The organism is Pseudomonas peli, from assembly GCF_050563605.1.
Lineage (GTDB): Bacteria > Pseudomonadota > Gammaproteobacteria > Pseudomonadales > Pseudomonadaceae > Aquipseudomonas > Aquipseudomonas peli_A.
The window spans coordinates 128,332-152,197 of the sequence record NZ_JBNXUH010000001.1; the positions used below are offsets into that span (position 1 = coordinate 128,332).

Annotated in this window: 23 protein-coding genes; 4 read left to right on the plus strand and 19 right to left on the minus strand. The window is 58.1% G+C overall.

Annotated features, from left to right (window positions below; all coding sequences use genetic code 11):
• Positions 1-9: 9 nt before the first annotated feature.
• From atpD to rpmH, 17 genes are all read right to left on the minus strand, one after another.
• Positions 10-1,386 (minus strand): F0F1 ATP synthase subunit beta, encoded by a 1,377-nt coding sequence (gene atpD / locus ACQ4LH_RS00605; RefSeq protein ID WP_304869722.1) that lies wholly within the window; start codon positions 1,384-1,386, stop codon positions 10-12.
• Between the two features lie 30 nt (positions 1,387-1,416).
• Positions 1,417-2,277, minus strand: a complete 861-nt coding sequence (gene atpG, locus ACQ4LH_RS00610; RefSeq protein ID WP_430695376.1) for a F0F1 ATP synthase subunit gamma — start codon at positions 2,275-2,277, stop codon at positions 1,417-1,419.
• 50 nt (positions 2,278-2,327) lie between these two features.
• A complete protein-coding gene (gene atpA / locus ACQ4LH_RS00615; protein ID WP_090254179.1) occupies positions 2,328-3,872 on the minus strand; it encodes a F0F1 ATP synthase subunit alpha in 1,545 nt (514 codons plus the stop codon).
• Positions 3,873-3,893: 21 nt separating this feature from the next.
• Positions 3,894-4,430 carry a F0F1 ATP synthase subunit delta gene (locus tag ACQ4LH_RS00620; protein WP_430695377.1) on the minus strand — a complete coding sequence of 179 codons (537 nt, stop codon included), beginning with the start codon at positions 4,428-4,430 and terminating at the stop codon, positions 3,894-3,896.
• A 15-nt stretch (positions 4,431-4,445) separates the two neighbouring features.
• Entirely contained in the window at positions 4,446-4,916 is a 471-nt protein-coding gene (locus tag ACQ4LH_RS00625) for a F0F1 ATP synthase subunit B (protein ID WP_275960033.1), read from the minus strand.
• A gap of 54 nt (positions 4,917-4,970) precedes the next feature.
• Entirely contained in the window at positions 4,971-5,228 is a 258-nt protein-coding gene (atpE, locus tag ACQ4LH_RS00630; protein WP_430695378.1) for a F0F1 ATP synthase subunit C, read from the minus strand.
• 116 nt (positions 5,229-5,344) lie between these two features.
• Complete coding sequence (gene atpB / locus ACQ4LH_RS00635; protein ID WP_430695379.1) at positions 5,345-6,214, minus strand: F0F1 ATP synthase subunit A; 870 nt, start codon at positions 6,212-6,214, stop codon at positions 5,345-5,347.
• A 14-nt stretch (positions 6,215-6,228) separates the two neighbouring features.
• Positions 6,229-6,636 (minus strand): F0F1 ATP synthase subunit I, encoded by a 408-nt coding sequence (locus tag ACQ4LH_RS00640; protein WP_275960031.1) that lies wholly within the window; start codon positions 6,634-6,636, stop codon positions 6,229-6,231.
• A gap of 157 nt (positions 6,637-6,793) precedes the next feature.
• Positions 6,794-7,666, minus strand: a complete 873-nt coding sequence (locus tag ACQ4LH_RS00645) for a ParB/RepB/Spo0J family partition protein (protein WP_090378678.1) — start codon at positions 7,664-7,666, stop codon at positions 6,794-6,796.
• A 10-nt stretch (positions 7,667-7,676) separates the two neighbouring features.
• Positions 7,677-8,465: a ParA family protein gene (locus ACQ4LH_RS00650; protein WP_430695380.1), complete on the minus strand. Its 789-nt coding sequence runs from the start codon at positions 8,463-8,465 to the stop codon at positions 7,677-7,679.
• A gap of 12 nt (positions 8,466-8,477) precedes the next feature.
• The gene (rsmG, locus tag ACQ4LH_RS00655) at positions 8,478-9,125 is read right to left on the minus strand and encodes a 16S rRNA (guanine(527)-N(7))-methyltransferase RsmG (RefSeq protein ID WP_430695381.1); all 648 of its coding nucleotides are present in this window, start codon (positions 9,123-9,125) and stop codon (positions 8,478-8,480) included.
• Positions 9,125-11,017, minus strand: coding sequence for a tRNA uridine-5-carboxymethylaminomethyl(34) synthesis enzyme MnmG (gene mnmG / locus ACQ4LH_RS00660; RefSeq protein ID WP_430695383.1), 1,893 nt, complete (start codon positions 11,015-11,017; stop codon positions 9,125-9,127). Before mnmG ends, rsmG begins: the two co-directional genes overlap by 1 nt.
• Before the next feature lie 567 nt (positions 11,018-11,584).
• The gene (gene mnmE / locus ACQ4LH_RS00665; protein ID WP_430695385.1) at positions 11,585-12,952 is read right to left on the minus strand and encodes a tRNA uridine-5-carboxymethylaminomethyl(34) synthesis GTPase MnmE; all 1,368 of its coding nucleotides are present in this window, start codon (positions 12,950-12,952) and stop codon (positions 11,585-11,587) included.
• 75 nt (positions 12,953-13,027) lie between these two features.
• Positions 13,028-14,779, minus strand: a complete 1,752-nt coding sequence (yidC, locus tag ACQ4LH_RS00670; RefSeq protein WP_430695386.1) for a membrane protein insertase YidC — start codon at positions 14,777-14,779, stop codon at positions 13,028-13,030.
• A 2-nt stretch (positions 14,780-14,781) separates the two neighbouring features.
• Positions 14,782-15,027 (minus strand): membrane protein insertion efficiency factor YidD, encoded by a 246-nt coding sequence (yidD, locus tag ACQ4LH_RS00675; protein WP_430695387.1) that lies wholly within the window; start codon positions 15,025-15,027, stop codon positions 14,782-14,784.
• Complete coding sequence (rnpA, locus tag ACQ4LH_RS00680) at positions 15,020-15,424, minus strand: ribonuclease P protein component (protein WP_430695388.1); 405 nt, start codon at positions 15,422-15,424, stop codon at positions 15,020-15,022. Before rnpA ends, yidD begins: the two co-directional genes overlap by 8 nt.
• 11 nt (positions 15,425-15,435) lie before the next feature.
• Positions 15,436-15,570 carry a 50S ribosomal protein L34 gene (rpmH, locus tag ACQ4LH_RS00685; protein ID WP_002551315.1) on the minus strand — a complete coding sequence of 45 codons (135 nt, stop codon included), beginning with the start codon at positions 15,568-15,570 and terminating at the stop codon, positions 15,436-15,438.
• 522 nt (positions 15,571-16,092) lie between these two features.
• On the opposite strand from rpmH, the gene dnaA reads away from it, so the two are divergent.
• From dnaA to gyrB, 4 genes are read left to right on the plus strand one after another with little or no spacing between them, the layout of a single operon-like run.
• A complete protein-coding gene (gene dnaA, locus ACQ4LH_RS00690; protein WP_430695389.1) occupies positions 16,093-17,562 on the plus strand; it encodes a chromosomal replication initiator protein DnaA in 1,470 nt (489 codons plus the stop codon).
• Positions 17,563-17,593: 31 nt separating this feature from the next.
• A complete protein-coding gene (gene dnaN, locus ACQ4LH_RS00695; protein WP_090254206.1) occupies positions 17,594-18,697 on the plus strand; it encodes a DNA polymerase III subunit beta in 1,104 nt (367 codons plus the stop codon).
• 7 nt (positions 18,698-18,704) lie between these two features.
• On the plus strand, positions 18,705-19,808 hold the full coding sequence (recF, locus tag ACQ4LH_RS00700; RefSeq protein ID WP_160086338.1) for a DNA replication/repair protein RecF: 1,104 nt from the start codon (positions 18,705-18,707) through the stop codon (positions 19,806-19,808).
• Positions 19,809-19,812: 4 nt separating this feature from the next.
• Entirely contained in the window at positions 19,813-22,230 is a 2,418-nt protein-coding gene (gyrB, locus tag ACQ4LH_RS00705; protein ID WP_430695390.1) for a DNA topoisomerase (ATP-hydrolyzing) subunit B, read from the plus strand.
• 67 nt (positions 22,231-22,297) lie between these two features.
• Here the strand turns inward: gyrB and ACQ4LH_RS00710 are convergent, their stop codons facing one another.
• Together ACQ4LH_RS00710 and ACQ4LH_RS00715 are read right to left on the minus strand one after the other, a co-directional pair.
• Positions 22,298-23,239, minus strand: coding sequence for a phosphatidate cytidylyltransferase (locus tag ACQ4LH_RS00710; protein WP_430695391.1), 942 nt, complete (start codon positions 23,237-23,239; stop codon positions 22,298-22,300).
• A gap of 1 nt (position 23,240) precedes the next feature.
• On the minus strand, positions 23,241-23,861 hold the full coding sequence (locus ACQ4LH_RS00715) for a lysophospholipid acyltransferase family protein (RefSeq protein ID WP_430695392.1): 621 nt from the start codon (positions 23,859-23,861) through the stop codon (positions 23,241-23,243).
• Positions 23,862-23,866 lie beyond the last annotated feature (5 nt).

The following is a 23,866-nucleotide window of genomic DNA, read 5'->3' on the forward strand; positions in this document are numbered from 1 at the left end:
CACGGGTGATTACAGTTTCTTCGCTTTCTCAACAGCTTCTTCGATGCTGCCAACCATGTAGAACGCCTGCTCTGGCAGGTGATCGTAGTCACCTTTCAGAATGCCGCTGAAGCCGGCAATGGTGTCCTTCAGGGAAACGTACTTGCCTGGCGAACCGGTGAAGACTTCGGCCACGAAGAACGGCTGGGACAGGAAGCGCTGGATCTTACGAGCACGGGATACCAGCTGCTTGTCTGCTTCGGACAGTTCGTCCATACCCAGAATCGCGATGATGTCCTTCAGCTCTTTGTAACGCTGCAATACGTACTGCACGCCGCGAGCGGTGTCGTAGTGCTCCTGGCCGATAACCATCGGGTCCAGCTGGCGCGACGTCGAGTCGAGTGGATCGACCGCTGGGTAGATACCCAGGGAGGCGATGTCACGGGACAGTACAACGGTGGCGTCCAAGTGGGCGAAGGTGGTCGCCGGGCTTGGGTCGGTCAGGTCGTCCGCAGGTACGTATACGGCCTGGATCGAGGTGATCGAACCGGTCTTGGTCGAAGTAATACGCTCTTGCAGAACGCCCATTTCTTCGGCCAGGGTCGGCTGATAACCCACTGCCGACGGCATACGGCCGAGCAGTGCGGATACTTCAGTACCGGCCAGGGTGTAACGGTAGATGTTGTCCACGAAGAACAGAACATCACGGCCTTCGTCACGGAACTTCTCGGCCATGGTCAGGCCGGTCAGTGCTACGCGCAGACGGTTGCCTGGTGGCTCGTTCATCTGACCGTAAACCAGGGCTACCTTGTCGAGAACGTTGGAGTCCTTCATCTCGTGGTAGAAGTCGTTACCCTCACGAGTACGCTCACCCACACCGGCGAACACGGAATAACCGCTGTGCTCGATGGCGATGTTACGGATCAGTTCCATCATGTTTACGGTTTTGCCTACACCGGCACCACCGAACAGACCGACTTTACCGCCTTTGGCGAACGGGCAAACCAGGTCGATAACCTTGATGCCGGTTTCCAGCAGCTCGTTGGAGCCAGCTTGTTCAGCGTAGGAAGGCGCAGGACGGTGAATGCCCCAACGCTCTTCTTCGCCAATCGGACCAGCTTCGTCGATTGGGTTGCCCAGCACGTCCATGATACGGCCCAGGGTTTTCACCCCAACCGGTACCTGGATACCTGCGCCAGTGCTGCCAACGCTCAGGCCACGCTTGAGGCCCTCGGTCGAACCCATTGCAATGGTACGTACCACGCCGTCGCCCAGCTGCTGCTGAACTTCCAGGGTGGTTTCGGCGCCGACTACTTTCAGCGCTTCATAAACACTCGGCACTTGATCACGCGGGAATTCCACGTCGATAACGGCGCCGATGATTTGAACGATACGTCCGCTACTCATCTTTGGTTCCTCTGAATATTTGAACCGTGCTTAAACCGCGGCAGCGCCGCCGACGATTTCCGAAATTTCCTGGGTGATCGCGGCCTGACGTGCCTTGTTGTAAACCAACTGCAGGTCTTTGATGATATCGCCAGCGTTGTCGGTGGCGTTCTTCATCGCGATCATCCGGGCCGCTTGTTCAGCCGCGTTGTTCTCAACCACTGCCTGGTAAACCTGCGACTCCACGTAACGCACCATCAAGCCGTCGAGCAGCTCTTTGGCGTCGGGTTCGTACAGGTAGTCCCAGTGGTGCTTGAGTTCTTTATCCGGATCGGCCACCAGCGGAATCAACTGCTCCACTGTCGGCTTTTGCGTCATGGTATTGATGAACTTGTTCGAGACCACGGACAAACGATCGATGCGACCATCGAGGTAGGCATCGAGCATTACCTTGACGCTACCGATCAGATCATTGATCGACGGTTCTTCGCCCAGGTGGCTGATCGCAGCAACGATGTTGCCACCAAAGTTGCGGAAGAATGCCGCGCCTTTGCTGCCAACTACGCAGAGATCAATCTCCACGCCTTGCTCGCGATTGCTCGCCATGTCTTTGACCAGAGCCTTGAACAGGTTGGTGTTCAGACCACCACACAGACCACGGTCCGAGCTCACCACGACATAACCAATGCGCTTAACTTCGCGCTCGATCATGAACGGATGACGGTATTCCGGGTTGGCGTTGGCCAGATGACCAATAACCTGGCGGATACGCTCCGCGTAGGGACGGCTAGCAACCATGCGCATTTGTGCTCTGCGCATTTTGCTGACCGCCACCTTTTCCATGGCGCTGGTGATCTTCTGCGTGCTTTTGATGCTCGCAATCTTGCTGCGAATCTCTTTTGCGCCTGCCATTTGACACCTATCGGGTTAGCAAGCGGGGGCCTCGCGGCCCCCGCTGCGGCTTACCAGGTTTGGGTGGCCTTGAACTTCTCGATACCGGCCTTCAGGCCAGCGTCGATTTCGTCATTAAAGTCACCCTTCTCGTTGATCTTCGCCAGCAGTGCGGCGTGATCCCGGTTGAAGTAAGCAATCAGGGCCTGCTCGAATGCACCAATTTTGGCGACTTCGATATCGACCAGGAAACCACGCTCGGCGGCATACAGCGACAGCGACATGTCAGCGATCGACATTGGCGCATATTGCTTCTGCTTCATCAGCTCGGTAACGCGCTGACCGTGCTCAAGTTGCTTACGGGTGGCTTCGTCCAGGTCAGAAGCGAACTGGGCGAATGCCGCCAGTTCACGGTACTGAGCCAGAGCGGTACGGATACCACCGGAGAGCTTCTTGATGATCTTGGTCTGTGCAGCACCACCCACGCGGGATACCGAGATACCGGCGTTGACCGCAGGACGGATGCCCGAGTTGAACATGGCCGATTCCAGGAAGATCTGACCGTCGGTGATCGAGATCACGTTGGTCGGAACGAACGCGGAAACGTCGCCAGCCTGGGTTTCGATGATCGGCAGAGCGGTCAGGGAACCGGTTTTGCCAGTCACAGCGCCATTGGTGAACTTCTCAACGTACTCTTCGGAAACGCGGGAAGCGCGCTCCAGCAGACGGCTGTGGAGATAGAACACGTCGCCTGGGTAGGCTTCACGGCCTGGTGGACGGCGCAGCAGCAGGGAAATCTGGCGGTAAGCCACTGCTTGCTTGGACAGATCGTCATAAACGATCAGCGCGTCTTCACCGCGGTCGCGGAAGTATTCGCCCATGGTGCAACCGGCGTACGGTGCAATGAACTGCAGAGCAGCGGATTCGGAAGCGGAAGCCGCGACAACGATGGTGTTAGCCAGCGCGCCGTTTTCTTCCAGCTTGCGTACCACGTTGGCGATGGTCGATTGCTTCTGACCAATGGCTACGTAGACGCACTTAATGCCGCTGTTCTTCTGGTTGATGATGGCGTCGATGGCCAGAGCGGTTTTACCGATCTGACGGTCACCGATGATCAGCTCACGCTGGCCACGGCCAACCGGGATCATGGCATCGACCGACTTGTAACCGGTTTGCACCGGCTGGTCGACCGACTTACGCCAGATCACGCCCGGCGCAACCTTCTCAACAGCGTCGGTAGCGACGTTGTTCAGCGGGCCTTTGCCGTCAATTGGGTTACCCAGTGCGTCGACAACGCGACCCAGCAGTTCCGGACCAACCGGAACTTCCAGGATACGGCCGGTGCACTTGGCGCTCATGCCTTCGGCAAGGCTGGTGTAAGCACCCAGCACAACAGCACCGACGGAGTCTTGCTCCAGGTTCAGTGCCATACCGTAGACGCCGCCCGGGAACTCGATCATTTCGCCGTACATCACATCGGCGAGACCGTGAATACGCACGATACCGTCAGATACGCTGACGACAGTGCCTTCGTTACGGGCTTGAGAGGCGACATCGAGATTCTCGATACGCCCCTTGATGATTTCACTTATTTCGGAAGGATTGAGTTGCTGCATAGCTCTGCTGCCCCTTCAAACTCAAGATTTCAATGCTTCGGCCAGCTTCGCGAGTTTGCCACGAACTGAGCCATCGATAACCAGGTCGCCGGCGCGGATCACGACACCACCGATCAGGGTGGCATCCTCCGCGGCGTGCAGACGCACTTCTCGGCCGAGCCGTGCACTGAGAACCTTGGCGAGTTTGTCTTGCTGTTCATCGCTCAATGCGAAGGCACTGGTAACGTCCACGTCGATCGACTTTTCCTGCTCGGCTTTGTAAAGCTCGAACAGTTCAACGATCTGTGGCAACAGGGCCAGACGATCGTTTTCAGCGACGATGTGAATGAAATTGCGTACCTGGGCGTCGAACTTGTCACCACACACGTCAATAAACGTGGTGGCCTTGTCTGTACTCGTCAAACGCGGAGCCTTGAGCACGCTCTGCATGGTGCCGTCTTGCGACACCGCTGCAGCCAGGCCGAGCATGGCTGACCAATTGGCCAGCTGCTGGTGGGCCTGGGCATGCTCAAAGGCAGCCTTAGCGTAAGGTCGGGCCAGCGTGGTCAGTTCTGCCATGATCGCGCCCCTCGCTTAAATTTCGGCTGCCAGTTTGGAAACCAGCTCCGCATGCGCGTTTTGGTCGATAGATGCGCCCAGGATCTTCTCGGCACCACTAACGGCCAGGCTACCCAGTTGGGCACGCAGCGCGTCTTTGACACCATTCAGTTCCTGCTCGATCTCGGCCAGAGCCTGGGCCTTCACACGGTCAGCTTCGACACGGGCCTGTTCACGGGCTTCGTCGACGATCTGGGTACCGCGTTTCTTGGCTTGCTCAATGATCTCGGCTGCTTGGCCTTTGGCTTCGCGCAGTTGCTGACCCGCTTTCTCTTGGGCCAACTCCAGGTCACGAGCCGCACGGCTAGCAGCGTCCAGGCCGTCTGCAATCTTCTTCTGACGTTCTTGCAAAGCCGTAATGACCGGAGGCCACACGTACTTCATGCAGAACAGCACGAAGATGAAGAAGGCAACGGACTGGCCAATCAGGGTTGCATTAATGTTCACGCCAACACCTCGCTCGTTCGTTGTCTATCCAGCTAATCAACTCGGAAGAGTTGATTAGACTGGGATTTGACCGATGAACGGGTTAGCGAAGGTGAAGAACAGTGCGATACCAACACCGATCATGGTCACGGCGTCGAGCAGACCAGCGACGATGAACATTTTCACTTGCAGCATCGGAACCATTTCCGGCTGACGCGCAGCGCCTTCCAGGAACTTGCCGCCCAGCAGGCCGAAACCGATTGCGGTACCCAGGGCACCCAGGCCAATCAGCAGTGCTACAGCGATAGCGGTCAGACCAACTACAGTTTCCATCTTTCCTCCCGACTTTTTATGTCGTATTGGTTAAGGTTTTCTAAGGTAAAGCGGTAAAGCAAAATCGGTACTTCTGGTTGCCCTTGCGGGCGTCCACTGCAAGCGCCTAAGCGCTCTTAGTGGTTGTCTTCGTGCGCCATCGACAGGTAGACGATGGTCAGCATCATGAAGATGAACGCCTGCAGCACGATGATCAGGATGTGGAACACAGCCCACGCCCACTGCAGGGCAACACCCAGCGCGCCCAGCAGCAAACCGCCGCCAAACATGATCGCGATGAGGATAAAGATCAGCTCGCCGGCATACAGGTTGCCGAACAGACGCAGAGCCAGGGAAATCGGCTTGGCGATCAGGGTCACGAACTCAAGCAGGAAGTTGACCGGAATCAGCAGCGCCTGAACCACGATGTTCTTGCTACCGAACGGGTGCAGAGTCAGCTCACCGATAAAGCCGCCGAGGCCTTTGACCTTGATGCTGTAGAACAGGATCAGGGCAAATACCGACAGGGCCAGGCCCACAGTAGCGTTTGGATCGGTAGTCGGCACGACGCGGAAGTACAGGTGCGGGTCGCCGGAGATTTTTGCCGCCAGCATTGGCAGCCAATCTACCGGGATCAGGTCCATGAAGTTCATCAGGAAGACCCAGACGAAGATGGTCAGAGCCAGCGGCGCGATCAGGGCGTTGCGGCCATGGAAGGTGTCCTTGACGCTGCCGTCAACGAACTCGACCAGGACTTCAACGAAGTTCTGCAGCTTTCCCGGTTGTCCGGAAGTGGCGCGTTTAGCAGCGGCACGGAACAGCAGGATAAAGAACAGGCCCAGCACGACGGACACCGCGAGGGTGTCTACGTGAAATGCCCAGAAGCCCATTTCCTGAGCTTCTTTTGCGTTGTGGGCGAAACTCCAGCCGTTGACCGGGTGCTGACCGTAGGTCAGGTTGGTCAAGTGGTGCTGGATATAACCCGAAGCGGTTTGTGCTGCTGCCATATATCCCTCGAGCGCTAAGGTCTTAAAAGTCTTGTTTTCATCAGCAGGGGTGAAAACCAATTGACCAACTGGGTCAGGAAGAACACGCCAAATACCGCCAGCGGTTCCAGAGGCTTAACACCTGCAAAGGTCAGTGCAAACAACACTGCCGTTAAAACCAGTTTGCCCGCCTCACCGGCATAAAAAGACCGGACGATGGCTTGAGCAGCCCGCGCTCCACTGAAACGGAACGCTTTGTGGGCGAAGTACACGTTCGGTAGCCAGGCAATCAGGCCACCACACAACCCGGAGTAACCTGCCACTGCACCTTGCCACTGCCACAAAACCAGGGCCAGCAACAGCAGTACCAGCAGTTGCACCAGCAGTACCGGGAAAACAGCCAGACGATGGAAGGGCAGGCGATTCGGCGTGCGAACGTCCATCTTGTTTTCCTGAAAGCTGAACTCGGGCGTCGGCACCTGAAATCAATAACTTGGCATACTTTGTGCCGACGAAATGCGCGCAGAGTATAGGGGCGCTTCCCCCCCCATTCAACTGCCGGGTAGTGATTTCCGACTAGTCGCTACACGCGCAATTGTTTCAACGAATGTGGGCGAGCACACCCTGCAGTTCATCCAGGGAGCTGTAGCTGATCACCAACTGGCCTTTGCCTTTCTGCCCATGCTTGATCTGCACCGGCGAGCCCAGGCGCTCAGCCAGGCGCTGTTCCAGCCGGGTAATGTCCGGATCGGCTTTGACCACTGCCGCCGGCTTCTCTTTGCTGTTCAACCACTGACGTACCAGTGCTTCGGTTTGGCGCACGGTGAGGCCGCGTGCGACAACATGTCGCGCACCTTCGGTCTGCTGTTCGGCCGGCAAACCGAGCAAGGCGCGGGCATGGCCCATTTCCAGATCGCCATGGGACAGCAGGGTTTTGATCTCTTCCGGCAGGGCAATCAGGCGCAGCAGGTTGCTGATGGTCACCCGCGACTTACCCACAGCATCGGCGACCTGCTGCTGAGTCAGCTGGAACTCCTGCTGCAGGCGTTGCAAGGCCATGGCTTCTTCGATGGGGTTGAGGTCTTCGCGCTGGATGTTCTCGATCAGCGCCATGGCGATGGCGGCTTCATCCGGCAATTCGCGGACCATGGCCGGGATCTTGTCCAGGCCGGCTTGCTGACTGGCACGCCAGCGGCGTTCACCGGCGACGATCTCGAAACGTCCTTCGCCAATCGGCCGCACCACGATCGGCTGCATCACGCCGTGGGCCTTGATCGACTGCGCCAGTTCTTCCAGGGCAGTGGCGTCCATGTCACGGCGCGGCTGGTATTTGCCGCGCTGGATCAGGTCCAGGGGCACATATTGCAGTTCACGGCTGTCGACCTGCGCGGCCTCTTCCTGCAAGGCGCTGACACTGGTGCCGCCCAACAGGGCATCCAGACCGCGTCCGAGTCCTCGTTTTTTCACAGCCATGGGTATTTCCTTATGCGGTTGCGGTGTGGGCACTTGCGCGCTGGCGGCGTACCAATTCGCCGGCCAGCGCCAGGTAGGCAATGGCACCACGGGATTGCTTGTCATACACCAGCGCCGGCATGCCGAAGCTCGGCGCCTCGGCCAGACGCACGTTACGCGGGATGACCACGTCATACAGCTGGTCAGGGAAATGCTGCTTGAGCTGAGCCGAAACGTCGTTGGTCAGGCTGATGCGCGGGTCGTACATGGTGCGCAGCAGGCCTTCGATCTTCAGCTTGGGATTGAGGATCTCGGCGATGCGCTGAATGCTGTTGACCAGGTCGCTCAAACCCTCCAGCGCGTAGTACTCGCACTGCATCGGGATAATCACCCCATCGGCAGCCACCAGGGCGTTGACCGTGAGCATCGACAGCGCCGGCGGGCAGTCGATGAGGATGTAATCGTAATTCTCGCGGATCGGCGCCAGTGCATAACGCAGGCGGCTTTCCTTCATTTTCATTTCCAGCAGCGATACTTCGGCAGCGGTCAGGTCGCGGTTGGCCGGCAACAGCTGGTAGCCGCCGTGCTCGGAGAACTGCATGGCATCGACCAGGTTGCATTCGCCGATCAGCACGTCGTAGATCGAATGCTCAAGGCCGTGTTTATCCACACCGCTGCCCATGGTTGCGTTGCCCTGGGGGTCGAGGTCGATCAGCAGCACACGGCGCTTGGTCGCCACCAGCGAGGCAGCCAGATTGATGCAGGTGGTGGTTTTGCCCACGCCGCCTTTCTGGTTAGCGATTGCGAATACCTTAGCCATGCTGCGTTCCCCCTAAACCGAGCGACGCAGTATCAACAGATGGCGCTGACCTTGGCAACCGGGAACCTTGAGTACATGAGTGGCGGTGAGACGAAAGTCCGTTGGCAGGGCCTGCAGCTCGTCATCCGGGTGTACGCCTTTCATCGCCAGCCACTGCGTGTGGTCGTCGCCGAGATGGCGAGTCCAGTTGCTGAAATCTTCCAGTGAGCTGAATGCCCGTGAGCAAATACCGCTGAACGGCACAGCCGGGGTGAACTCTTCGACACGGCTGTGGATAACTTGCAGGTTGGCCAGTTTCAACTCCAGCTTCACCTGAGTCAGGAAGCGAGTCTTCTTACCGTTGGAATCAAGCAAGGTGAATTGCCGCTCAGGGAACAGGATGGCCAGGGGAATACCGGGCATGCCGCCGCCGCTGCCGACGTCCAGCCAATTATCCCCAGCCTCGGTGACGAAGGGCACTACTGACAGGCTGTCGAGCAAATGGCGCGAAACCATTTCATTGGGATCACGCACTGCGGTGAGGTTGTAGGCCTTGTTCCACTTGATCAGCAGGGCCAGGTAGGCCAGCAACTGTTCGTGCTGCTGCGCGCTGAGTTCGACACCCAGCTCCAGAGCACCCTGGCTCAGTTCTTCGGCGTGACGTGCAGTGACCAACGACATCAGGCGCTGTGCTCCAACTGCTGACCGGCAGTGCGCTTTTTCAAATGGATCAGCAGCAGGGAAATCGCTGCGGGGGTAACGCCGGGAATCCGCGAGGCCTGGCCAAGGGTTTCCGGACGGCTGTTGCCGAGCTTATGTTGGATTTCCTTGGACAACCCGGAAATGCCTGCGTAGTCGATATCGAGCGGCAGCTTGGTGTCTTCACTGGCGCGCAGGCGGGCGATTTCATCCTGCTGGCGGTCGATATAACCGGCGTACTTGGTCTTGATCTCGACCTGCTCGGCCACTTGCGGGTCCTGCGCACCACCACCGGTGATGGTTACCAGCCCGGCGTAATCGATTTCCGGGCGGGCCAGCAGGTTGAGCAGGTTGTATTCGTGGGTCAACGGTGTACCGAAGTGCGCGGCAATCGCATCGCCCTGGGGCGTACCAGGGCGTACCCAGGTGCTTTTCAGGCGCTGTTCTTCCTGCACGATGGCTTCACGCTTGGTTTCGAACGCAGCCCAGCGCACGTCATCGACCAGGCCCAGCTCACGGCCTTTCTCGGTCAGACGCAGGTCGGCGTTGTCTTCACGCAGGATCAGCCGGTATTCGGCGCGCGAAGTGAACATGCGGTACGGCTCCTGGGTACCCAAGGTAATCAGGTCGTCGACCAGTACGCCGATGTAGGCCTCGTCGCGACGCGGGCACCAGCTGTCCTTACCCTGAGCGCGCAATGCGGCGTTAGCACCGGCGAGCAAGCCTTGCGCACCGGCTTCTTCGTAACCGGTGGTGCCGTTGATCTGCCCGGCGAAGAACAGCCCGGCGATCACCTTGGTTTCCAGGCTGTACTTGAGATCACGCGGGTCGAAGTAGTCGTACTCGATGGCATAACCGGGACGGACGATATGCGCGTTCTCCATGCCACGGATGCTGCGCACGATCTGCAATTGCACATCGAACGGCAACGAGGTGGAGATGCCATTCGGATACAGCTCATGGGTATTCAGGCCTTCTGGCTCGATAAATACCTGATGGCTGTCCTTGTCGGCGAAGCGGTGGATCTTGTCTTCGATCGACGGGCAATAGCGCGGGCCGACGCCTTCAATGACCCCGGAATACATCGGCGAACGATCAAGGTTGGCCGCAATGATTTCGTGGGTACGCGCGTTGGTATGGGTAATCCAGCAGCTGACCTGACGCGGTTGCTGCTCGGAACGACCGAGGAAGGACATCAGCGGCGTTGGCGTATCGCCCGGCTGCTCGGTCATCACCGAAAAATCCACCGAACGTCCGTCGATGCGTGGCGGCGTACCGGTTTTCAGGCGACCGACGCGCAGCGGCAGCTCTCGTAGACGTTGCGCCAGGGCAATCGAAGGTGGATCACCGGCGCGACCGCCGGAGTAGTTCTGCAGACCAATGTGGATAAGTCCACCGAGGAAGGTGCCTGTGGTCAACACCACGGAATCCGCGAGGAAACGCAGGCCCATCTGGGTGACTACGCCTTTGACTTCGTCGTTTTCGACGATCAGGTCATCGGCAGCCTGCTGAAATATCCACAGGTTGGCCTGGTTTTCCAATGTTTCGCGAATCGCGGCTTTGTACAGCACGCGATCGGCCTGGGCGCGAGTGGCACGTACCGCAGGGCCCTTGCGGCTGTTCAGTACACGGAACTGAATACCACCTTTGTCGGTGGCTTCAGCCATGGCGCCGCCGAGGGCATCGATTTCCTTGACCAGGTGGCTCTTGCCGATCCCGCCAATCGCAGGGTTGCAGCTCATCTGCCCGAGTGTTTCCACGTTGTGGGTCAGCAGCAGGGTTTTTACCCCCATGCGTGCAGCTGCCAATGCAGCTTCGGTACCGGCATGACCGCCGCCGATGACGATCACCTGAAAACGGGAAGGGAAATCCACCACGCACCTCGTGCCTGTTGAGAAATGGGGGGCTTTTTGGGTTGAAAAGCGGGAAAGGCGGCAAGTATAGGGATTTAGCCGGTGTGAAAGAAGCCTTTTGCACAAAAAATAGCCAGCTCGCTTGGGCGCTGTTCGGCCGTGTCGGTTAATAAAGAATAAAAGAGAGAATTTTTATAAAGCCTTGTTTATATGTTTATTACTTAGCAACGGCTTTTCTGTGGATAGATTGCTACAGACCAATAGATTCATGGCCTACAGCGTTTAAAAACTCTGTGCTGATCCTGCCATCTGCCTGTTCAGTTGCCGTATGCAAGCTGTGGATGAAATGCATGGTTATCCACAGGGGGCGTTATCCTCAGTTTTATCACCGGGTTATAGGCAGGGCTTAGGCTCGGTTTTCCACAGGGCTTAGCCGCGAGAATAAGTCTGCAGATAGCTCTATTTCGTCCAGGCGAATGCCTGCCTGAATGGCATAAGTTGAAATTTCAGGCGGTACGAAGGATTAGGTGCAGGCAGGAGCAGATCAGGTAGGCGGTAACCCGTCGGGAATGGGTTACCGCATATGGGTCACTTGCCGATACAGAAGCTGGAGAAGATCCGCCCCAGTAGATCATCGGAGCTGAAGGCCCCGGTGATTTCGCCCAGGGCTTGCTGGGCCATGCGCAGGTCTTCAGCCAGCAACTCGCCAGCGCCGGCCAGGGTCAGCTGAGCATGGCCGTGTTCCAGATGTGTGGAGGCCTGACGTAGCGCTTCCAGGTGGCGTCGGCGCGCACTGAAGCTGCTCTCTGAAGTCTGTTCATAACCCATACAGGCCTTGAGGTGTTCCCTCAGCAGGTCCAGGCCCTCGGTGGATTTGGCCGACAGGCTGATGGTGACGTGGCCGTCATTGCAGACTTCCAGCACCACCGACTCGCCGGACAGATCAGCCTTGTTGCGAATCAGGGTGACCTTGGCCGGATCAGGGCGTTGGTCGAGAAACTCCGGCCACAGAGCAAAAGGGTCGTCGGCTTCGGGGGCTGTGGCATCCACCACCAGCAGGATGCGGTCGGCTTCACCAATGGCTTTCAGCGCACGCTCGACGCCGATGCGTTCGACCTGATCCTCGGTATCACGCAGGCCGGCGGTATCCACCACGTGCAACGGCATGCCATCGATGTGGATATGTTCGCGCAGTACGTCGCGGGTGGTGCCGGCGATTTCGGTAACGATGGCTGCCTCGCGACCGGCCAGTGCATTGAGCAGGCTGGATTTACCCGCGTTGGGCCGGCCGGCGATCACTACAGTCATGCCATCGCGCAGCAGGGCCCCTTGGCCGGCCTCACGCAGCACACCGGCAAGGTCGGCACGCACGCCATCGAGCAGGTTGAGTACATGGCCATCGGCGAGAAAGTCGATTTCCTCTTCGGGGAAGTCGATGGCTGCTTCAACGTAGATGCGCAGGCTGATCAGCCGCTCGGTCAAGCCATGTACGCGGCGCGAGAACTCGCCCTGCAGCGAGCGCAGTGCATTGCGCGCGGCCTGCTCGGAGCTGGCTTCGATCAGGTCGGCAATCGCCTCGGCCTGGGCCAGGTCGAGTTTGTCATTGAGAAACGCACGCTCGCTGAATTCACCAGGACGTGCCAGGCGTGCCCCGAGTTGTACACAGCGGCGCAGCAGCAGATCGAGCACCACCGGGCCGCCATGGCCCTGCAGTTCCAGCACGTCTTCGCCGGTAAAGGAGTTGGGACCGGGGAAGTACAGGGCCAGGCCTTCATCCAGCACCTGCTTGGCGTCGGCGAAGAACGGCCCGTAGTGGGCGTAGCGTGGTTGCAACTCGCGTTGGCAGATCGCCTGCGCCAATGTGCCGGCCAGCGGCCCGGAAACACGCACGATGCCAACGCCACCCCGGCCCTGGGCGGTGGCAACGGCGGCAATGGTTTCAGCAACGGGTGGCATGCGCTTCTCCTGAATACGACATAGCAAAACGCCCCTGAAAAGGGGCGTTTGTTACAGCTTAGAAGCAATCACTGCTTAGGCGTCTGCGGCCTTGGCTGCTGCTTCGATCTTGCGCGTAATGTACCACTGCTGGGCGATGGACAAGACGTTGTTGACCACCCAGTACAGCACCAGACCAGCCGGGAACCAGAGGAAGAAGAAGGTGAAGATGATCGGCATCATCTTCAGTACCTTGGCTTGCATCGGGTCCGGCGGCGTTGGGTTGAGCTGCTGCTGGATAAACATGGTCGCGCCCATGATGATCGGCAGGATAAAGAACGGATCCTTGATCGCCAGGTCGGTTATCCACAGCAGCCACGGCGCTTGGCGCATTTCCACGGATTCCAGCAGCACCCAGTAGAGCGCGAGGAATACCGGCATCTGCACCAGGATCGGCAAACAGCCGCCCAGCGGGTTGATCTTCTCTTTCTTGTACAGCTCCATCATCGCCTGGGACATCTTCTGGCGATCATCACCGTGCTGCTCTTTCAGCTGAGCGAGTTTCGGTGCAACGGCACGCATGCGCGCCATGGATTTGTAGCTAGCAGCGGACAATGGGAAGAAGATCAGCTTGATGATCACGGTCAACATGATGATCGACCAACCCCAGTTGCCGAGCAGGTTGTGGATAACTTCCAGAAGCCAGAAGATCGGCTGAGCCAGGAACCACAGAATGCCGTAGTCGACAGTCAGCTCAAGACCTGGAGACAGAGTCTTCAGATGGCCTTGTAGCTTCGGGCCGGCATACAGAATTGCACTGGTTTCGCCTTGAGCGCCGGCAGCAACCTGAATGGCCGGGCCGGTAAAGCCGACAATGTAGTTGCCTTGGCTGTCTTTACGGGTCTGTACTTGGTTAGTGCTGTCTTTGCTTGGAATCCAGGCAGTGACGAAGTAATGCTGTAGCCAGGCAACCCAGCCTCCTTGAACGGTTTCTTTGAAGGCTTGTTTGTCGATGTCTTTCATCGACACTTTTTTGTACGGCTCTTCGGTGGTCCACAGTGCGCCACCGAGGTAGGTCGCAGTGCCGGTGGCAGTGGTGGAGGACGGATCGTCGCTGCCATCACGCTTGAGCTGGGCAAACATGTTGCCGCTCCAGGCCTGACCACTCTGGTTGTCGATCAGATAGCTGACAGTCACCTGATAGGACGATGGATCAACGCAGCCGGGTTTCTTCTGCTGTTGGTCCTTGGCCGCACATTCAGCGTTCAGACCACGCTTGAAGGTGAAGCGCTTGATGTAGTTGACGCCGTCTTCGCTGAGTTTGAGGTCAACCTGCAGCTGATCCTGACCGTCAGCCAGTTCATAGCTCTTCTGCTCGCTGCTCCACAGAGCACGACCGCTGGATTTGTCCGGCGCATTGCTGCCGATCAAACCGCTCTGCGCCAGGTAGGTACGCTCGCCGCCGTTGTCGAACAGCTGGAAAGGTACATCCGGACGATCCTGACGACGTGGGTACTGCGGCAAACGCAGTTGCACCACATCACCACCGCGCGGATCGATGGCCAGATCCAGCACATCGGTCTTCACGCGAATCAGCTCATCGCTGGCAGCAGCCGGTGCGGCACTGATGGCGCTGGGCTCAACGGCAGTGGTGGCGCTCGGAATATCATCGCCGCCTGCTGGGGTTGAGGTCGCGGCAGTGGTATCCGGCAAGCCGGGTACAGTGCTGCTGGTCGCGGCAATTTCTGTCGGCAGGGCAGCTTGACCGTAGTCCTGGTTCCACTGGAGAACCATCATATAGGACACGATTGCCAGGGCGACGATCAGGATCGAGCGTTGAATATCCATGATTATTCGGCCATCGAAGAGGAACGGGAGGTTTTCACGCAGGGAACCGGGTCGTAGCCACCGGGGTTCCACGGGTGACAGCGGCCAAGCCGACGTAGGGTCAGCCAGCCACCGCGCATGACGCCATGATGTTCAATGGCTTCAAGCGCGTAGCAAGAACAGCTTGGGTAGAAACGACAGTGACTGGCCATCAAGGGGCTGATGGCGTAGCGGTAGAACTGGATGGGAACCAAAGCCAGTTTACGCATGGGGACTGTCGTTCACCCCGGGTGTTGCGACGGTTTCCGGGCTTGGCTTGCTGCGTTCGAGGCGTTTCCAGAGTTTGCCAAACTGGCGAGCCAGTTCAACGTTCTCCAGATCGCCGAGGCCTTTACGCGCAACCACCACGATGTCCCATCCCACCAGGTTGTCCTGATTGAGACGGAACGATTCGCGGATCTGGCGTTTCAGGCGATTGCGCTCAACCGAGAGCTTGACGCTCTTCTTGCCGATCACCAATCCCAGACGGGGGTGATCAAGTTCGTTGTTGCGCGCCAGCAGCAGGACATTTTTGCCCGGAGCTTTGCCGCTAGGGGAGTCGAAGACTGCCTTGAATTGCCGGGGGGTTAGCAGACGCTTTTCCCGACTGAAGTCTCGACTCACCACAAGACCGAAATTTAGACGGCGAGACGCTTACGGCCCTTGGCGCGGCGACGCGACAGGACAGCACGGCCGTTCTTGGTGGCCATACGAGCACGGAAACCGTGGGTGCGAGCGCGTTTGATAGTGCTGGGTTGGAAAGTACGTTTCATGGTGCGGTACCTGGGTGGTCGACTACGGGCCGGAATGGCCCCCGTTTTAAGAGACCGGCAATTCTAGAGAAACCCGAGGGTCAGGTCAATTTCCAACCAGGCTTTTCCTGCATAAAGAAATATAAAGAAGAGAATATTTAAAGATGTTTAGTAATGTTAGTAGCTATTAGCTAGTCATTCATCTGTGCATAAGTGCCTGAAGGCCAACAGATTAGAGCCGTTCAGCCAAGGGTAAGTCTGTCGAAAAGGCGTGCTGCAACTGTGTGGAAGCAGCGCACAAGCTGAGGATGGAATGCCATTTTACCCACAGCAGGGTTTTCCACCGGTTTTTACCCTGGTTTATCCAATGAGCTTGCGGGTGGTTATCCACAGCCCTTATCCCATCTGCCTTATAAGCCTCGAACGCGATTAACACGTTGATTTTCCTTGCGCATAAGCAAGCTTACGTGTGGATAACTCAAGCCTCGGCGGCTACAATGACGGCTGTTTTTTGCCTCGCGCCTTGCGATTTAGGGGATGTCCGTGTCTGTGGAACTTTGGCAGCAGTGCGTCGAGCTTCTGCGCGATGAGCTGCCTGCTCAGCAATTCAACACCTGGATCCGTCCACTGCAGGTCGAAGCCGAAGGCGACGAGCTCCGCGTCTATGCGCCGAATCGTTTTGTCCTCGACTGGGTTAATGAAAAGTACCTCAGCCGGTTGCTCGAGTTACTCACCGAACGGACCAACGGTCTGGTTCCGGCGCTCTCCTTATTAATAGGTAGCAAACGCAGCTCTGCACCGCGTGCCGCAGCTGTCAGTACCCCGTCCGCTGCGCCGAGCACGCCAGCACCTGCTGCGGTCACAACAGCAGCAACCGCTACCGCGCAGGCAGAACCCTCGCGCGCGAGCTTTGACCCCATGGCCGGTGCGGCGAGCCAGCAGGCGCCGGCGCGTACTGAGCGTTCGGTGCAGGTTGAAGGCGGGTTGAAACACACCAGTTACCTGAATCGCACCTTTACCTTTGATAACTTCGTCGAAGGTAAATCCAACCAGCTGGCCCGCGCAGCGGCCTGGCAGGTAGCGGACAATCCCAAGCACGGTTACAACCCGCTGTTCCTTTATGGCGGCGTGGGCTTGGGTAAGACTCACTTGATGCATGCAGTGGGTAACCATCTGCTGGCGAAGAACCCGAATGCCAAGGTGGTGTACCTGCATTCCGAGCGTTTCGTCGCGGACATGGTCAAGGCCTTGCAGCTGAACGCCATCAACGAGTTCAAGCGCTTCTACCGTTCGGTGGACGCACTGCTGATCGATGACATTCAATTCTTCGCCAAGAAAGAGCGTTCCCAGGAAGAGTTCTTCCACACCTTCAACGCCTTGCTTGAAGGTGGTCAGCAGGTGATTCTCACCAGCGACCGTTACCCGAAAGAAATCGAAGGCCTGGAAGAGCGTCTCAAGTCACGTTTCGGTTGGGGCCTGACGGTAGCTGTCGAGCCGCCTGAACTGGAAACCCGCGTGGCGATTCTGATGAAAAAGGCCGATCAGGCCAAAGTCGACCTGCCGCATGATGCTGCCTTCTTTATTGCCCAGCGCATTCGTTCCAACGTACGTGAGCTGGAAGGTGCGTTGAAGCGCGTTATCGCCCACTCGCACTTCATGGGGCGTGACATTACCATCGAGCTGATCCGCGAATCGCTCAAGGACCTGTTGGCCCTGCAGGACAAGCTGGTCAGCATCGACAATATTCAGCGCACGGTCGCCGAGTACTACAAGATCAAGATTTCTGATCTGCTGTCCAAGCGCCGCTCGCGTTCAGTCGCGCGCCCGCGTCAGGTAGCCATGGCGTTGTCGAAAGAGCTGACTAACCACAGCCTGCCAGAAATTGGTGATGCCTTCGGCGGCCGCGATCACACAACGGTATTGCATGCATGCCGTAAGATTGCTGAACTTAAGGAATCCGACGCGGACATCCGCGAGGACTATAAGAATTTGCTGCGTACGCTTACAACCTAATACGCAACTCCACTAGGCAAGGGACTAGACCATGCATTTCACCATTCAACGCGAAGCCTTGTTGAAACCTCTGCAACTGGTCGCCGGCGTCGTGGAACGCCGTCAGACCTTGCCGGTTCTCTCTAACGTTCTGCTGGTGGTCGAAGGCCAGCAGCTGTCGCTGACCGGTACCGACCTGGAAGTCGAGCTGGTTGGTCGCGTCACCCTGGAAGAGCCAGCGGAATCCGGTGAGATCACCGTGCCGGCGCGCAAGCTGATGGACATCTGCAAAAGCCTGCCAGCGGACGCCCTGATCGATATCCGTATCGACGAGCAGAAGCTGCTGGTCAAAGCCGGCCGCAGCCGCTTCAGTCTGTCCACCCTCCCCGCCAATGATTTCCCCACTGTTGAAGAAGGCCCAGGTTCGCTGACCTTCAGCCTGGTACAAAGCAGACTGCGTCGCCTGATCGAACGCACCAGCTTTGCCATGGCCCAGCAGGACGTGCGTTATTACCTCAACGGCATGCTGTTGGAAGTACAGACCGGCATCCTCCGCGCGGTGGCCACCGACGGTCACCGTCTGGCCATGTGTTCGATGGAAGCGGCGATTGAGCAGGTTGAACGCCACCAGGTCATCGTGCCGCGCAAAGGTATTCTCGAACTGGCTCGTCTGCTCACCGAGCAGGACGGCAGCGTCAGCATCGTTCTTGGCCAGCACCATATTCGCGCCACCACCGGCGAGTTCACCTTCACCTCGAAACTGGTAGACGGCAAGTTCCCGGATTACGAGCGTGTGTTGCCGCGTGGTGGTGACAAGCTGGTGGTTGCCGATCGTCAGGGCCTGCGTGAAGCGTTCAGCCGTACCGCGATTTTGTCCAACGAGAAGTACCGCGGTATTCGCCTGCAACTGGAATCTGGCTTGCTGAAAATTCAGGCCAACAACCCGGAGCAGGAAGAAGCGGAAGAAGAGATCGCCGTGGACTACAACGGTAGCTCGTTGGAAATCGGTTTCAACGTCAGCTACCTGCTCGACGTGCTGAGCGTGATGACCACCGACCAGGTGCGTCTGATTCTCTCCGATGCCAATAGCAGTGCCCTGGTGCAGGAAGCTGACAACGACGACTCTTCCTATGTCGTTATGCCGATGCGTCTGTAACAGCTGAATGTCCCTTACTCGCTTTACCGTCACCGCGGTGCGTAATCTGCACCCGGTGACCCTCTCCCCCTCCCCGCGTATCAACATCCTTTCCGGCGACAATGGCAGCGGCAAAACCAGCCTGCTCGAAGCCATTCATCTGTTGGGTTTGGCTCGCTCCTTTCGCAGTACCCGCCTGCTTCCGGTCATTCAATACGATCAGCTTGCCTGCACGATTTTCGGTCAGGTGCAGATGTCTGATGGTCGGCAAAGCAATCTGGGCATTTCGCGGGATCGTCAGGGTGAGTTTCAGATTCGTATCGATGGGCAGAATGCGCGCAGCGCTGCACAACTGGCCGAGACCTTGCCGCTGCAACTGATCAATCCGGACAGCTTCCGTCTACTTGAAGGTGCGCCGAAGATTCGTAGGCAGTTTCTCGATTGGGGAGTGTTCCACGTGGAACCTCGGTTTCTGCCGGCTTGGCAGCGCCTGCAGAAGGCCCTGCGTCAGCGGAACTCATGGCTGCGGCATGGTACACTTGACGCCGCTTCGCAGGCGGCCTGGGACCGAGAGTTGTGCCTGGCCAGCGACGAAATTGACGGTTATCGGCGCGCCTACATCCAGGCCCTGAAACCGGTTTTCGAACGCACCCTGAATGAGCTGGTTGAGCTGCAAGGTTTGACCCTCAGTTACTACCGCGGTTGGGATAAAGAGCGTGAGCTCAATACAGTGCTCGCCTCCACCCTCGCCCGCGATCAGCAACTGGGTCACACCCAGGCAGGTCCGCAGCGCGCCGATTTAAGGCTGCGTTTAGGGGCACACAATGCCGCAGAGATACTCTCGCGCGGCCAGCAAAAATTAGTTGTATGTGCCCTGCGCATTGCGCAGGGCCATTTAGTCAATCAGGCCAAGCACGGCCAATGTATCTATCTGGTGGATGACCTGCCGTCAGAACTGGATGAACAGCACCGTCGTGCGTTGTGCCGATTGTTGGAAGACTTGCACTGCCAGGTGTTTATCACCTGTGTAGACCATGAATTGTTGAGGGAAGGCTGGCGCACGGATACGCCAGTTGCCATGTTCCACGTGGAACATGGTGGCATTACCCAGACCCACGACCACCGGGAGTGAAGGCATGAGCGAAAACCAAACGTACGACTCCAATAACATTAAGGTCCTCAAGGGCCTGGATGCCGTACGCAAGCGGCCTGGTATGTACATCGGCGATACCGACGATGGCAGCGGTCTGCACCACATGGTGTTCGAGGTGGTCGACAACTCGATTGACGAGGCGTTGGCTGGGCATTGCAGCGAAATCACCATCACCATCCACCCGGATGAGTCGATCAGCGTGCGCGATAACGGCCGTGGTATTCCGGTCGATATGCACAAGGAAGAAGGCGTTTCCGCTGCTGAAGTGATCATGACCGTGCTGCACGCAGGCGGTAAGTTCGACGACAACAGCTACAAGGTTTCCGGTGGTTTGCACGGCGTGGGCGTTTCTGTGGTTAACGCCCTGTCCAAGGAACTGATCCTGACCATCCGCCGTAGCGGCAAGATCTGGGAACAGACCTACGTGCACGGCGTGCCTCAGGCACCGATTGCAGCGGTCGGCGACAGCGATGTCACCGGCACGCAGATCCACTTCAAACCGTCCGAAGACACCTTCGCCAATATCCATTTCAGCTGGGATATTCTGGCCAAGCGTCTGCGCGAACTGTCGTTCCTCAACTCCGGCGTGGGCATCCTGCTGAAGGATGAACGCAGCGGCAAGGAAGAGCTGTTCAAGTACGAAGGTGGTCTGCGTGCCTTCGTTGAATACCTCAACCACAACAAAACCCCGGTCAATCAGGTGTTCCACTTCACTGTGCAGCGTGAAGACGGTGTCGGCGTAGAAGTCGCCCTGCAGTGGAATGACAGCTTCAACGAGAACCTGTTGTGCTTCACCAACAACATCCCCCAGCGCGACGGCGGTACCCACCTGGCCGGCTTCCGCTCGGCGCTGACACGTAACCTGAATACCTATATCGAGCAGGAAGGTCTGGCCAAGAAGCACAAGATCGCCACCACCGGTGACGATGCCCGTGAAGGTCTGACCGCGATTATTTCGGTAAAAGTACCGGATCCTAAATTCAGCTCGCAGACCAAAGACAAGCTGGTTTCCAGCGAAGTGAAAACTGCGGTCGAGCAGGAAATGGGCAAGTACTTCTCCGACTTCCTGCTGGAGAACCCCAACGAAGCCAAGGCCGTAGTCGGCAAGATGATCGACGCCGCGCGTGCCCGTGAAGCGGCGCGTAAAGCCCGTGAAATGACTCGCCGTAAAGGCGCGCTGGATATCGCCGGGCTGCCGGGTAAACTGGCCGACTGCCAGGAGAAAGACCCTGCCCTTTCCGAACTCTATATCGTGGAAGGGGACTCCGCGGGCGGTTCTGCTAAGCAGGGCCGTAACCGCAAGACCCAGGCGATCCTGCCGTTGAAGGGCAAGATCCTCAACGTCGAGAAAGCGCGTTTCGACAAGATGATTTCCTCCCAGGAAGTCGGCACCCTGATCACCGCCCTGGGCTGTGGTATCGGCCGCGATGAGTACAACATCGACAAGCTGCGCTACCACAACATCATCATCATGACCGACGCCGACGTCGACGGTTCGCACATCCGTACCCTGCTACTGACCTTCTTCTTCCGTCAGCTGCCGGAGCTGGTTGAGCGGGGCTACATCTACATCGCTCAGCCGCCGCTGTACAAGGTCAAGAAGGGCAAGCAGGAGCAGTACATCAAGGACGACGAGGCCATGGATGAATACATGACCCAGTCGGCTCTGGAAGATGCCAGCCTGCACGTCAACGAAAGCGCGCCAGGCCTGTCTGGCGAGGCGCTGGAGCGTCTGGTCAACGATTACCGTCTGGTAATGAAGACCCTCAACCGTTTGTCGCGCCTGTACCCGCTGGAGCTCACCGAGCACTTCGTCTACATCCCGCGGGTGGAAACTGAGCAACTGGCGGACAAGGCAGCCATGGAGCAATGGCTGGGCCTGCTGGATGCGCGTCTCAAGGGTATGGAGAAGTCCGGCCTGGTGTACAAAACCAGCCTGCACGAAGACCAGGAACGTCACCTCTGGCTGCCGCAGGTGGAACTGGTATCCCATGGGGTTTCCAGCTACATCATCTTCAACCGCGACTTCTTCGCCAGTAACGACTACAAGACCGTTACCACCCTGGGCGATCAGCTCAACAGCCTGCTTGAAGAAGGTGCCTTCGTGCAGCGCGGCGAGCGCAAGAAGCACGTCAGTACCTTCAAGGATGCACTGGCCTGGCTGATGGCCGAAAGCACCAAGCGCCATAGCATCCAACGCTATAAGGGTCTCGGTGAAATGAACCCGGATCAACTCTGGGAAACCACCATGGACCCAGAAGTGCGCCGCATGCTCAAGGTGCGTATCGAAGACGCGATCGCTGCCGATCAGATCTTCAACACCCTGATGGGCGATGCCGTTGAGCCGCGTCGTGACTTTATCGAGACCAACGCGCTGGCAGTGTCCAACCTGGACTTCTGATCCGCTGCAGCTCGTATCAGCCACAAAAAATGCCCCGGATATCCGGGGCATTTTTATTCCGCTCGACTTAAGCCAACGGCACCCACCAGTAGCGCACGAAGTGGAAGAAGATCGGTGCGGCGAAACACACTGAGTCGAGGCGGTCGAGCATGCCGCCGTGGCCTTCGATCATATGGCCCCAGTCCTTTACCCCGCGGTCGCGTTTGATCGCTGACATCACCAGTCCACCGGCAAAGCCCAGCAGGTTGACGGTCAGGGCCATCAAGGCGGCCTGCCAGAAGTTGAACGGGGTAATCCAGCACAGCAGCGCGCCGACCAGGCAGGACAGGCTGACGCCGCCGACAAAGCCTTCAACGGTTTTCGACGGTGACAAACGCGGCGCGATCTTGTGCTTGCCGAACAACTTGCCGCAGACGTACTGCAGCACATCGGACAGTTGCACCACGATGATCAGCCAGGCAATCAGCAGCAGATTGCGCCCTTCATAGCCGGGTATGTCCAGGGTCAGCAGCGCGGGCACTGAGGAGATGCAGTACACCGCGATCATCAGGCCCCACTGCACCTTTGACGCGCGTTCGAGAAAGCGTGTGGTATCGCCGCCCAGGGACGCCAGGATCGGCAGCAGCAGGAACAGATACACCGGGATAAAGATCGCGAACAGGCCGTACCAGTCCAGGGCAATCAGCAGGTACTGCATGGGTAGGGCAAAGTAGAAGGCCGCCACCAGTGCCGGGTAGTCGCTGCGCCGCGTGGGCGTGAGGGTCATAAACTCGCGTAGGGCGTAGAACGAGACAAAGTAGAACAGCAGAATCACGCCCAGATTGCCGAACAGAAAGGCGATGCCGATTACCAGCACCATGACCCACCAGGCGTTGATCCGCGCATTGAGGTTGTCGATTACCGGGTTGGGGCTGCCGCCACTGCGCCACTTGAGGAAATAGCCGATGGCCGAGGCGAGCAGCAACAGCGCGCCGATACCGGCGAACAGCAACAGGGTGTTGTTATCCATATCAAGCCTCCTCGGGTGCTAGGGCCAATAAGGCGTTACGGGCGCGTTCGAGGAACGCCTGCTTGTTTTCATCTTGCAGATGTTCCAGCGGCGTGCCGAAACTCAGGGTGCACAGCAGCGGCAACGGCAACGCCCTGCCCTTGGGCATGACCCGGTTGAGGTTGGCGATCCACACCGGTACCAGTTCGATGTCGGGACGTAGCCGGGTCAGGTGATACAGGCCGCTCTTGAACGGCAGCAGACCGTCCTCCAGATTGCGTGTGCCCTCGGGAAAGAGGATCAGTGAGTCGCCTTGATCCAGGGCATCAAGCATTGGCTGCAGTGGATTGGTTTCAGGTGTGGCGCGCTCGCGGTCGATCAGGACGCCGTTGAATACTTTGTTGATCAGATAGCGGCGCAGGCCGTCACGCTGCCAGTAATCGGCACCGGCCACGGGCCGGGTTCTGCGGCGCAGTTCATCCGGTAGCGATGCCCAGAGCAGGACGAAATCGCCGTGGCTGCTGTGGTTGGCGTAATACAGCCGCTGCACCGGCTGGGGCGTGCAACCGAGCCACAGCGCGCGGGCGCCGGTAAGCAGGCGCGCAGCCGAGGTGATGACGAACGCGGTGAGGGACGCGAGCATGGACG